At 65.0% G+C, this 12,090-nt stretch carries 11 protein-coding genes and 1 riboswitch; of the genes, 3 read left to right on the forward strand and 8 right to left on the reverse strand.

Annotated features, from left to right (window positions below; all coding sequences use genetic code 11):
* The first annotated feature begins 3 nt into the window (after window positions 1-3).
* A complete protein-coding gene (locus CH278_RS07685) occupies window positions 4-1,575 on the forward strand; it encodes a PucR family transcriptional regulator (RefSeq protein WP_032371371.1) in 1,572 nt (523 codons plus the stop codon).
* Here CH278_RS07685 and CH278_RS07690 read toward each other — a convergent pair.
* From CH278_RS07690 to CH278_RS07725, 8 genes are all read right to left on the reverse strand, one after another.
* Window positions 1,560-2,585, reverse strand: coding sequence for a LacI family DNA-binding transcriptional regulator (locus CH278_RS07690; protein WP_032367931.1), 1,026 nt, complete (start codon window positions 2,583-2,585; stop codon window positions 1,560-1,562). The genes CH278_RS07685 and CH278_RS07690 overlap by 16 nt on opposite strands.
* Window positions 2,586-2,658: 73 nt before the next feature.
* Window positions 2,659-3,987, reverse strand: coding sequence for a multiple monosaccharide ABC transporter permease (mmsB, locus tag CH278_RS07695; RefSeq protein WP_094621574.1), 1,329 nt, complete (start codon window positions 3,985-3,987; stop codon window positions 2,659-2,661).
* Window positions 3,984-5,522, reverse strand: coding sequence for a multiple monosaccharide ABC transporter ATP-binding protein (mmsA, locus tag CH278_RS07700; RefSeq protein WP_057473943.1), 1,539 nt, complete (start codon window positions 5,520-5,522; stop codon window positions 3,984-3,986). The genes mmsB and mmsA overlap by 4 nt, the downstream gene beginning before the upstream one ends.
* A gap of 8 nt (window positions 5,523-5,530) precedes the next feature.
* Window positions 5,531-6,667 (reverse strand): multiple monosaccharide ABC transporter substrate-binding protein, encoded by a 1,137-nt coding sequence (gene chvE, locus CH278_RS07705; protein WP_032374214.1) that lies wholly within the window; start codon window positions 6,665-6,667, stop codon window positions 5,531-5,533.
* Between the two features lie 198 nt (window positions 6,668-6,865).
* The gene (locus tag CH278_RS07710; protein WP_027495785.1) at window positions 6,866-7,669 is read right to left on the reverse strand and encodes a hypothetical protein; all 804 of its coding nucleotides are present in this window, start codon (window positions 7,667-7,669) and stop codon (window positions 6,866-6,868) included.
* A gap of 32 nt (window positions 7,670-7,701) precedes the next feature.
* Window positions 7,702-8,016, reverse strand: a complete 315-nt coding sequence (locus tag CH278_RS07715; protein WP_094621575.1) for a DMT family transporter — start codon at window positions 8,014-8,016, stop codon at window positions 7,702-7,704.
* Window positions 8,017-8,029: 13 nt separating this feature from the next.
* Window positions 8,030-8,093, reverse strand: a riboswitch (guanidine-III (ykkC-III) riboswitch).
* A gap of 45 nt (window positions 8,094-8,138) precedes the next feature.
* Complete coding sequence (locus CH278_RS07720; protein ID WP_032407171.1) at window positions 8,139-8,873, reverse strand: TIGR03943 family putative permease subunit; 735 nt, start codon at window positions 8,871-8,873, stop codon at window positions 8,139-8,141.
* Window positions 8,870-9,874: a permease gene (locus CH278_RS07725; RefSeq protein ID WP_048320606.1), complete on the reverse strand. Its 1,005-nt coding sequence runs from the start codon at window positions 9,872-9,874 to the stop codon at window positions 8,870-8,872. Before CH278_RS07725 ends, CH278_RS07720 begins: the two co-directional genes overlap by 4 nt.
* A gap of 97 nt (window positions 9,875-9,971) precedes the next feature.
* Between CH278_RS07725 and CH278_RS07730 the strand changes: the two genes are divergently transcribed.
* A complete protein-coding gene (locus CH278_RS07730) occupies window positions 9,972-10,679 on the forward strand; it encodes a response regulator transcription factor (protein ID WP_094621723.1) in 708 nt (235 codons plus the stop codon).
* Window positions 10,676-12,088, forward strand: a complete 1,413-nt coding sequence (locus tag CH278_RS07735; protein ID WP_032381603.1) for a HAMP domain-containing sensor histidine kinase — start codon at window positions 10,676-10,678, stop codon at window positions 12,086-12,088. Before CH278_RS07730 ends, CH278_RS07735 begins: the two co-directional genes overlap by 4 nt.
* Window positions 12,089-12,090: the final 2 nt, after the last annotated feature.

The following is a 12,090-nucleotide window of genomic DNA, read 5'->3' on the forward strand; positions in this document are numbered from 1 at the left end:
CGCATGGCCAATACTGTGACGCTGCGGTCTCTGCTGACGTCGCTGCACAGCGCCGTGGTCGAGCTCGTGGTCGCGCCGGCGGGAACCGAGATCGCCGTCGAGTCCGTGGCCCTGCTCGACGGCGACGACCTTCGTCGACCACCGGGAACGGCTGCCGATCTGACCCTGCTGGTCGGCGTCACCGAGACCAATGCGCTGCGTTGGTTCGACGATCTGGCGTTGCGTCCGGTGGTCGACAGGCCCCTTGCGGTGCTGACCAAGGTGGCCGACTCGACCGCGTTGGCCCACGCTGCCCGAGAGACCGGAATCGCCTTGGTCGCGGTACACCACCAGACCCGCTGGGAATTGCTGCTGTCGACGATGCGCGGGGTCCTCGACCAGTCACGCTCACCGGCCTCGGACGACGGGCTGTTCGGAGCGGACACCGATCTGTACGAGCTGGCGCAGACGGTTGCGTCCTTGACCAAGGGCATGGTGAGCATCGAGGACGAGCGCTCGCACGTATTGGCGTACTCGGCATCGGACGACTCGGCCGACGAGTTGCGGACCCTGTCGATCCTGGGGCGAGAAGGACCGGCCGACTACCTTCGCCGTCTGCACGAGCGCGGGGTGTTCGACCGACTCCGCCGTACCGACGACGTCATCGACGTACCGGCCGATGCCGAACTCGGTATTCGTCGACGCCTTGCCGTCGGGATACGTCGAATAAGCGGCGCAGCAACAACACTGGGAACGATCTGGGTTCAGGAAGGCGCGCGTCCGCTGTCGGTGGACGCCGATGCGGTGTTGCGCGGAGCGTCGGCGGTCGCCGCCCGGCTGATCACCCGCATCGCGAACGCCCCGACCAACGAGGCGCTGCAGATTCAGCGACTGCTCGGCGCGCGGGGTGGCGGCGTGGACATTCCGTCGCTGGCCGCGGCGCTGTCGATTCCGACCACGGGGACGGCCGCGGTCGTCGGATTCGCCGCCTGTGGTGAATTCGACATCACCGGTCTGGCTCCGTCGATCCGGTTGCACGCCAGCGCATTCAGGCGAGACTCGCTGGTGACCGTCATCGGCGAGAGAATCTACGTACTGTTCTCCGGAGCTGCGTCGGGGACGGCGATTCCGGTGTGGACCGCAGATGCCGTGTCGCGCATCGAGACTCGAACCGGACTGTGCTTGCGCGCTGCGGTGGCCGCGCCGATCGCCGATCTCGACGGGGTGGCTGCAGCCCGGTTCGAGGTCGACCGAGTATTGGACGCGACCACCGGCGACGTTCGGGTCACCACGCTCGCAGAGTCGAGAACGTCTGTGCTGCTGGGTGAGATCGTCGACATCATCTCGAATCACGAGCAGTTGCGTGACCCGCGCATCGCAGCGCTGGATCGGTACGACGCCACCCACGACGGCGCGATGCGAGAGAGTCTCGAGACGTATCTGGCGTGCTTCGGTGACGTGCGTGCCGCAGCGGAGAGGCTGCACATCCACCCGAACACGGTGCGTTACCGCATCCGACGCGTCGAGCAGATTCTGGAGTTGGATCTGTCGGATCCGGACGCGCGGTTGTTGGTGGAGATTCAGCTGCGGATGTGAGCGTCGCGGGCCTCGGCAGTGCTGGACCGGATCACCAGGCTCGGCTCGATACGCGAACGTCGGGTACTGCGGTTGCCGGAATCGATCTGGGCCAACAGTATTTCGACGCTGCGGATGCCGACCTCGCTGAATTCCTGACGAATCGTCGTCAGGGGAGGGGAGAAGAACTCCGCGTCGGGAACGTCGTCGAAACCGACCACGCTGACGTCCGTCGGAACTTTTCGGCCGTGCACTTCGAGGGCGCGCAACACCCCGAGGGCCATCGCGTCGTTCCCGGCGAACACCGCTGTGACATCCGGGTTCTCGGCCAATCGGCAGCCGGCCTCGAAGCCGGACTTCGCGGTCCAGTCGCCGGCGAGAACGAGTGGCGGTTCGACACCGGCCTGCTCGTGGGCCGAGCGCCACCCGATGACGCGGTCGGCCGCCTCGTACCAACCCGAGGGGCCTGCGACGTGCCAGACGGCGCGGTGACCGAGTGAGAGCAGATGTGTGGTGGCGGACTGCGCGCCGGCGACCTGATCGACCGAGACAACCGCCAGATCGCCTTCCGGCGATCCTTCGACGGCCACCAGTGGCAGTTCGGCGGCCAACTCGGCGATGTCGCCGCCGTCGGTGCTCAACGGCGCGATGACGACGACGCCGTCGACGCCCTGTTTCTGCAACCTGCGCACGCAGGTGCTGATCGCCACCTCGTCGAACGAGGTGGGGACACCGACGACGACGGAGTATCCGGCCTGTCGTGCGGCCTGTTCGACGCTGTAGAGCGTCGACACCGGCCCGTACAGAGCGTTGCCGGTGCCGACGATCCCGATGGTGCTGCTGCGGCCGGTGACCAGAGCACGAGCTGCGGTGTTCGGCCGGTAGCCGAGCTCCGCGATCGCCTGCTCGACCCTCGTTCTGGTCGCCTCGGTGACGTTGGGATGGCCGTTGATGACCCGAGAGACGGTCTGGTGGGACACACCCGCGAGCCGAGCGACGTCGGTCATGGCCGGTCCGCGGGTCGGCGTCATCGCACGCATCCTCCTTCGCTGGTCGAACACCATCTCAGCATGCCCGGACCGGATCGGCGCGTCACCGCCCGGATCACGTCGTTTTCGTCATCGATGCAGAGGTCGGCGGTGCGGGCTTTCCGGGCTCGCCGGGGGAGAACATCTCGGCGGGTACCGGTACGCCCAGGTAACTGGTGGGGGACGCGGCTTTGTCTCCCTTGCCGCCCTTACCGCTCGCCGCACGACGCTTGGTCCAGATGTCGAACGCCACGGCGGCGAGCAGCACCAGACCCTTCACCAATTGCACTCTCTCGCTGGGTGATCCGATCAGCGACATGCCGCTGTTGATCACGGCGATGATGAGTCCACCGGTCAACGCGCCGACGATGCGGCCGACGCCGCCCTGTACGGCTGCGCCGCCGATGAACGCCGCCGCGATGGCGTCGAGCTCGAAGCCGTTGCCCGCAGTAGGACCGGCCTGGTTGAGGCGTCCGGCGAAGATGATTCCGGCCAGAGCCGAGAGGACACCCATGTTGACGAAGATCCAGAACGTGACCGGCTTGACCTTGATACCGGACAGGGACGCGGCGTGAATGTTGCCGCCGATGGCGTACACGTGCCGACCGAATACGGTCTTGCCGGCCAACGTCGAGTAACCCATGACCAACACGGCGAGCAGGATCAGCACGTACGGCAGGTTCTTGAAACGAGCCAACTGGACGGCGATCGCAAGCACGAGAGCGGCGGCGAGCGCCATCTTGATCAGGAACAGCGGCATCGCGTCCACGGTCTGGCCGTACTTCTGCCGGCCCGTTCGAGAACGCCACTGGCTGAACACGATTCCAGCGACCGCGAGAATCGCGACGAGCAACGTGAAGATGTCCGCCCCACCCAATGGCCCGAGTCCCACATTGCCCATGAAGCCGGGCAGGAAGCCGTTGGACAGTGTGCGTACCGGTCCGGGGAACGGCCCGATGCCCTGGTTGCCGAGGACGATGAGAGTCACCGCGCGGAAGACGAGCATTCCGGCGAGGGTGACGATGAACGCGGGAATGCCGAAGTACGCGACCCAATAACCCTGCCAGGCACCGATCAGGCCGCCGACGATCAACGTGATCAGCACCGCCAGTGGCCACGGCACGTTCTGTTGGACCATGAGGACACCGGCGATGGCTCCGGTGGCCGCCACCACCGATCCGACGGACAGGTCGATATGGCCGGCGATGATGATGACGACCATGCCGATGGCCAGAATGAGAATGTACGAGTTCTGCACCACCATGTTGCTGATGTTCTGCGGCACCAACAGCTGACCTCCGGTCAGCACGGTGAAGAGCACGATGATCAGCGCGAACGCGATGAAGATTCCGCTCTGTCGGAGGTTTCGCGTGAGCAGCCCCCGAACGGTCGACAGCTGGTTCATCGAAGTACTCCTGTTCCACGGGTCATGAGATGCATGAGAGATTCCTGGGTTGCGTCCTCGCGGTCGACCTCACCGGTGATCCGGCCGGCGGACAGCGCGTAGATCCGGTCGCACAGACCGAGAAGTTCCGGAAGTTCGGACGAGATCACCAGCACTGCCTTTCCGGCGTCGGCGAGTTGGTTGATGATCGAATAGATTTCGAATTTCGCGCCGACGTCGATTCCTCGCGTCGGTTCGTCGAGGATGAGCACGTCGGGATCGCTGAAGATCCATTTGCTCAGCACGACTTTCTGCTGATTGCCGCCGGAGAGTTTGCCGACCACGGCGGAGACGTTCGGTGCCTTGATGTTCATGCTCTTGCGGAAGCCCTCGGCGACCTTGTATTCCTGGTTGGCGTCGACGAAGCCTCCCGTCACCAACTTGTCCAGCGCCGCGGTGGAAATGTTGCGCTTGATGTCGTCGATCAGGTTCAGCCCGTACCGTTTCCGGTCCTCGGTGGCGTACGCGATGCCGTGATGGATGGCATCGTTGACGGATTTGACGTGAATTTCCTTGCCGTACTTGTAGAGCCGTCCCGAGATGTCGATCCCGTAGCTTCGGCCGAAGACGCTCATGGCCAACTCGGTACGGCCGGCACCCATCAACCCGGCGAGGCCGACGATCTCACCGCGCCGCAGCGTGAGGTTCGCCTTGTCGACGACGGTTCGGCCCTGCTGGGTCGGACTGTGCACGGTCCAGTCCTCGATGCGCAGAACTTCCTCTCCCACAGTCGATTCGTGGGGCGGAAACCGGTGCTCGAGATCGCGGCCGACCATCAGTGAGATGATGCGATCCTCGGTGACGTCCGGGTCTCGCATGTCCAGCGTCTTGATGGTCTTGCCGTCCCGAATGATCGTGGTCCGGTCGGCAATGGCCGCGATCTCGTTGAGCTTGTGCGAGATGATCACGCACGTGATGCCCTCGTCCCGTAGACCGCGCAACAGATCCAGCAGATGTGCGGAGTCGGAATCGTTGAGTGCCGCAGTGGGTTCGTCGAGAATCAGCAGGGTCACGTCCTTGGACAGTGCCTTGGCGATCTCGACGAGTTGCTGCTTGCCGACGCCGAGATCGCTCACGACGTTGACGGGATTCTCCCGCAGCCCTACCCGGTTCAGTAGGGCTGCGGCCTCGGAATTCGTTCGGTTCCAGTCGATGAACCCGCGCTTGGACCGCTCGTTGCCGAGAAAGATGTTCTCGGCAATGGAGAGATGCGGACTCAGTGCGAGTTCCTGATGGATGATGACGATGCCCTCGGCCTCGCTACTCCGGATGTCGGAGAACGAGCGCTCTCGACCGTCGAACACGATGTCGCCGTCGAATGTGTCGTGAGCGTACACACCCGACAACACCTTCATGAGCGTCGACTTGCCTGCTCCGTTCTCGCCGCAGATCGCGTGGATCTCGCCGCGATTCACCGAGAGAGTGACATCCTGTAGCGCCTTGACGCCGGGAAATGTTTTGGTGATGCCGCGCATCTCCAGAATCGGGCTCGTCATCGCCGAACTCACTTCAACTGATCCTCGGTGTAGTAGCCACCCTCGACGAGCAGCTTCTCGTAGTTGTCCTTGTAGACGATCTCGGGCTGCAGCAGGTACGCCGGAACGACCTTCTCGCCGTTGTCGTAATCGGTGGTGTTGTTGGTCTCGGGAGTTTGACCGTTGAGCATGGCCTGAGCCATCTGGATCGTGACCTCGGCCAGCTGGCGCGTGTCCTTGTAGATCGTGGAGTACTGCTCACCGGCGATGATCGACTTGACCGACGGCACCTCGGCGTCCTGTCCGGTGACGACCGGGTAGGGCTGACCGGCGGTTCCGTAGCCGTTGCTCTTGAGCGCGGACAGAATTCCGATCGACAGACCGTCGTACGGGGAGAGCACGCCCTGAACCTTCTGGCCCGAGGAGTACGTCTTGGTCAGCAGGTCTTCCATGCGCTTCTGTGCCGTCGCCGGATCCCAGCGCAGGGTGGCAGCGGTTCCGAAGTCGGACTCGCCACTACCGATCTTCAGAGTTCCCTTGTCCAGGTACGGCTTCAGGGTCTCCATGGCACCGTCGAAGAAGAAGGTGGCGTTGTTGTCGTCGGGCGAACCGGCGAAAACCTCGATGTTGAGCGGGCCGGCGGGCGCGTCGGCCTTGTCGGTGCCGTCCTCGTTCTTCAGCCCGAGGCCGACCAACAGTGAGGTGGCCTGGTCGACGCCGACCTTGTAGTTGTCGAACGTCGCGTAGTAGTCGACGTCCGGGGAGTTGCGGATGAGCCGGTCGTAGGCGATGACACCGATGCCGTTGTCCTTGGCTTCCTGCAGCTGGGTGGTGATGGCGGTGCCGTCCACCGAGGCCACGATCAGCAGCTTCGCGCCCTGGGTGATCTGGTTCTCGATCTGGTTGACCTGGGTGGGAATGTCGTTCTCCGCGTACTGCAGGTCGACCTTGTATCCCTGGCCCTCCAACGCGCTCTTGAGGTTGTCGCCGTCGGCGATCCAACGGGCGGAGGACTTCGTCGGCATGGTGACGCCGATCAACGCACCTGCGGTGCTGCCGCCCTCGGCCGGAGCCTCGTCTGCGGTCTTGGTACTCGATCCGCACGCACCGAGCGTGAGGGTGAGGGCCACCGCGGCCGTAGCCACGGATAGCTTTCGAAACTTCATCGTTTCTCCCTGTGTTGTGAGGTAGACCGTGAAGCGGAGGCCGTCGGGTGGTCCCGTGTGGTTCGCATCACATCAAAACGAAAGTGTGAGCGATAACATCGGCATTGTCAAAGTTTTCTTTTTGCACCCCACGTGAGCGGTGTGAGCGCTAACATTTGTCGCCTACGACTCTCGGCGAAGCGCCGAAGTTGCGGCCCGTCAGTGCAGCTCGTGCACCGACTGCTTACCGCTCTTGAGCCAGCGGCTCGGCAGCCGGCCGACCAGCTCGCCGAGTGGATGCACCGCCGCCGAGAGGATCTCCACGGAATCCTGCAGGATGTCGATCGAGATACTCATACGCTCGATGTTCGGAGCCACGGACGTCAGCGTCTCGGAGAGTTTGACCAACTGGTCCAGCGGCCCGCCCTTGGCCGTCAGACGCTCGACGGCACCGTCCTCGGCCAGCATCGTCTCGAGGATGCCGTTCTCCGCGATGGCCCGTTCGATCAGACCGTCCTGACGCGTCAACACCTCGAGCGGACCGTCCTTCGCCGTCAGGCGCTCGAGGGGGCCGTTGGTGGCGGTGATCCTGTCCAGAAGACCGCCCTCGGCGAGCAACCGCTCGAGCGGTCCGTCCTCGGCGAGCAGTCGGTCCAAGGGTCCGCCGGGAGCGAGAATGCGTTCGACCGGCCCACCCGGAGACAGCAGGCGCTCGAGCGTGCCGTCCTCGGACGTGAGTCGATCGACGACGCCGCCCTGGGCGAGCAGGCGGTCGAGTGGCCCGCCCTCCTTCAGGGCGTTGCCCAGCGCGCGATCGTCGGAGGTGAGCTGGCCGAGCTGGGTGAGCAGCTGCATCGTGCCGCCGCGCGGATTGGCGAGCGACGCCACTCCGGCCGTGCCGGACGCGCCGGTGGCCAACGCCATCCTGGTGGTCGCCAACGCGACCTCTGCGACGCCGATCGCCTGCTCGGCGATGGCCAAGCCGGCCCGTGCGGGCAGTGTGATCGCTGACACCCAGTTCATCGTTTTACTGTAACTGCTTGTAGCCGGGAAAATCAGTGAAGAACCTTCAGGCCCACAACGCAGCCGACGATGCCGACCAGAAGTACGACTTTGAGGAACGACGCTGCTTCGGCACCGGTGATCATCGCGTACGCCACGGTCAAGGTGGCACCGATTCCCACCCACACCGCATACGCGGTTCCGGTGGGCAACGACCGCATCGCGACCGCGAGACCGATCATGCTGAGCACCACCGCGACACCGAAAACTACCGATGGTCCGAGCTTGGAGAAGCCCTCGGACTTACCGAGCGCAGTCGCCCAGATCGCTTCGAGAACGCCGGAAACGATGAGAATCAGCCATGCCATGAGAAATCACCTCTCGGCACCGTCTTGTCGCTGTTCGGGTACGGCGCGCCTCGTCCGATTGTCGGAAGTGACCTGTACGACGGTACCAATTTTTCTTCGGCGGGGACGCGAATTTTCCGGTGTCAGTACGCGTACGTGTTCGTCGGCGGGTCGATGCGCCGGGCCGTCGAGACCGTCATCGTGGGGGTGAAGGCGGTGGCTTCGGTCGCGGTCGATGCGTCGACGGTGCCGGTGAGCTGCAGCCAGGTTCCGTCCGGAACCTCTTCGAGGACAGTCGAATTGGAGTCCAGGTGAATTCGGATGGATCGTGCGTCGGCCGCGCAGCAGATGATCAGGACACGGGCGAGGTCGAGGCCGTCGGTTGTGCCGTCGACGCGCGGCGACCCACCGTTCGCGGTCGCCACGGCGAATCCGGTGACACTGATCTCCCGGCCGTCGAGGCTGCCCTCCGAATCTCGGACGGCCCGCTGCACGACGTCGAGCAACGGGACGTCGGGGGCCTGCCCGTCGGGTAGCGGCGGGAAGGGTGTCTTCTCGTGGGTCGAGACGGCGTCCACGGATCGGTCGCCGACCGCCGAGACACCGAGCGCGGGCGGGGCGACGAGGAGGATCACCGCAATCGGCACGAGCAGCAGCCAATACGGGCGTGCGTCGTGATCGTGGCCGTCTGTCGGCCCACCGCGCCGGATGTCGGCGACGATCGAGGCTGCCGCGAGGACGACGATCAGCACGCCCGCGATCAGCAGATACGGATGCAGTGACGGTTTGACGTACCGAACGAAGCTGCCGTCGAGCGAGATCTTCACGATCGCTCCGCCGAAAAGGAACAGCAGGACGTTCTGCACCTCGCGTTTCATCGCGCGCCGATCAGGAGTCCGCCGACGACCGAGGCGCACACGATCGCCACGACGAAGGTCAGTGGTGCGAAGCGGAGGACGAAACTGCGCCCGAAGCTGCCCGCCTGCATCGCCATCAACTTCAGATCGACGGCAGGACCGACCACCAGGAAGACCAGGCGCGGGAGCAGCGGCAGCATCGACATACTGGCCGCGACGAACGCGTCGGCCTCCGAACACAGCGCCAGCAGAACCGCCAGAACGGCCATCACCACGATGGCCAGCAGAAGCTGACCGGCCAGGTGCTCGTACACCCGGTCGGGAATCACCAGGTGCAGGGCCGCGGCTGCCGCGGCACCGAACACCAGAAACGCCCCGGCCTGCAGCAGGTCTGCACGAGCCGACTCGCGGAACGTCTCCCACCTCGAGCCTTCGTGATCGTGACCTCGATCCGCCAGCCGCGCGGTGATCCACTCGGCCTTACCGAATCGCGTCCACAGCCAGCCCATCACCACAGCGGTGGCGAGCGAGGCGAGGAATCGGGCGAGAACCATCGCCGGCTCACCAGGAAAGGCCACCGCAGTCGACACGAGAACGACGGGGTTGATCGCCGGTGCCGACAGCAGAAAAGCCAGAGCCGCCGACGTCGGCATTCCCTGATCCATCAACCGCCGGGAGACGGGAACAGCTCCGCACTCGCACCCGGGCAATGCCATCCCGGCGAGTCCGCTCACACCGACCGCCGCGGGCTCGTTCTTCGGGACCACACGTCGAAGCACGGCCGGGGAGACGAACGCGGCGATGCCGCCGCTGACGAGCACGCCCAGCACCAGGAACGGCGTCGCCTGCACGAAGATCCCGGTGAAGACGGTGGCTCCGGTTCGCAGGGCAGGGGAGGCGGCGACCCACTCGGCGAGGTACGGACCTGTCACGATGCCCAACACGAGCAGAGTTGCGAATACGTGCATGGAAGTGACCGTCGGCCTGCGCCTCGGGCGGCGATCGGTGTTCGCAGGGAGCATCGCGCTCCATCATGCCCTCTCTTGGGGCCCCTCTCTGTCGGGGCTCACAGCAACCTCACAGCGAGAGTTCAGCGGACGAGCAGCAACGCGCGCGATGATGGACACCGTGAGCGAAACCCCCGAAGCGCGTGTACTGATCGTCGACGACGAACCGACCATCGTCGAGCTGTTGGCGGTCAGTCTCAAGTTCCAGGGATTCGAGGTCGCGACGGCGTCCTCCGGCCCCGAGGCCTTGGACAGATCGCGTACCTTTCGGCCCGAGGCACTGATCCTCGACGTAATGATGCCGGGCATGGACGGCTTCGGTCTGCTGCGCAGGCTGCGCGCAGACGGAGTGGATGCTCCGGCGTTGTTCCTGACGGCGCGAGATTCCTTGGAAGACAAGGTGACCGGTCTGACGCTCGGCGCGGACGACTACGTCACCAAGCCGTTCAGCCTCGAGGAAGTGGTGGCTCGGCTCCGGGTGATTCTGCGCCGGTCCGGTCGGACCGAGGAGACCGAATCGTCCCGAGTTGCGTTCGCGGACATCGAACTCGACGACGACACCCACGAGGTGTGGAAGGCAGGCGAGCCGGTCTCGCTCTCGCCGACCGAGTTCACACTGCTGCGGTACTTCATGGTCAATGCCGGAACAGTGCTGAGCAAGCCCCGCATTCTGGATCACGTGTGGCACTACGACTTCGGCGGTGAGGTGGGAGTGGTGGAGTCGTACGTGTCGTATCTGCGTCGTAAGGTCGACACGGGCGATACCCGATTGATCCACACGTTGCGGGGCGTCGGCTACGTCATGCGGCAGCCGCGGTGACCGGCCTCCGCTCACGGCTGGGGGACATCCCGTTGCGCTTCACTCTGGTTGCGGCCCTGCTGCTGTTGGTCGGGCTCGGACTGCTGGCATCGGGTGTCGCGGTGACGTCCTCGTTGGAGACGTCGTTGATGCGTCGCCTCGATCAGCAGTTGGTCGAGGCATCTCGGGGGTGGGCGCAACCGGACTCCCGCCCACTTCCGCCCATCGGCGAGCCCAATCCCGGTCGCCCGCCGTCGAATTTCTACGTCCGGTCCGTGGCGAACGACGGCACCGTACGGGGTCCCATCAACGATGTGGCAGAAAGTGTTCCGGATCTCTCCGGTGTCACCGCCGATCGCCCGACGACGGTCGGCTCCGAGAGCGACCCAGGGAAACAGTGGCGCGTGTTGACGGTGACCAACAGTGACGGATCCACCACGGTGGGAATTCCGCTCGGTCCCAACCAGCAGACCGTCAGCCGACTGATGGTGCTCCAGTTGTACATCGGGGCAGCGGTATTGGTGGTGTTGGGTGTCGTGGCCTACTTCGTGGTGCGGCGCAGCTTGCGGCCGTTGCGTGAGGTGGAGACGACGGCAGCTGCGATTGCCGCAGGCGATCTGCACCGGCGGGTGCCCCACCGCAGCGAGAGAACGGAAGTCGGTCGACTGTCGGCGGCATTGAACGGAATGCTCTCGCAGATACAGCGGGCGTTCGCAGCGACCGCCGCCTCGGAAGAAGCGGCGCGGGCGTCCGAGGATCGGATGCGCCGGTTCGTCGCCGACGCCAGCCACGAACTGCGGACTCCGCTGACGACCATCCGGGGATTCGCCGAGCTGTACCGGCAGGGGGCTATGAGCGACATCGCATTGTTGATGACGCGGATCGAGGGCGAATCGGCGCGCATGGGACTGCTCGTCGAGGATCTGCTCATGCTCGCGCGACTCGATGCCCAGCGTCCCCTCGAGGTACGTCGGGTCGACGTGCTGACCATCGCCGCCGATGCCGTGCACGATGCGAAAGCCGTCTCGCCCGCACGCGACATCTCGTTGAAGGTATCGGCAGGACCAGGTATTCCGGAGGTCGCCGGCGACGATGCCCGGCTGCGTCAGGTGTTGGCCAACCTCGTGGGGAACGCAGTGCGGCACACGCCCGAGTCCGCGTCGATCACGGTGTGCGTGGGCACCACCGAGGAGTCGGTGGTGCTCGAGGTGCAAGACACCGGCCCCGGTCTGGGCGAGGAGGAGGCGGCTCACGTCTTCGAGCGGTTCTATCGCACCGACTCGTCCCGGACCCGTGAGAGCGGGGGCAGTGGGCTCGGCCTGTCCATAGTCGCAGCCCTGGTTACCGCCCACAACGGGACCGTGGACGTGCGAAGTACTCCCGGCGCGGGTGCCACGTTCCGGGTCGAATTACCCAGGGCCGCAGACTGATC

The sequence above is a fragment of the Rhodococcus sp. 05-2254-5 genome (assembly GCF_002258575.1).
Taxonomy (GTDB): Bacteria; Actinomycetota; Actinomycetes; order Mycobacteriales; family Mycobacteriaceae; genus Rhodococcoides; species Rhodococcoides fascians.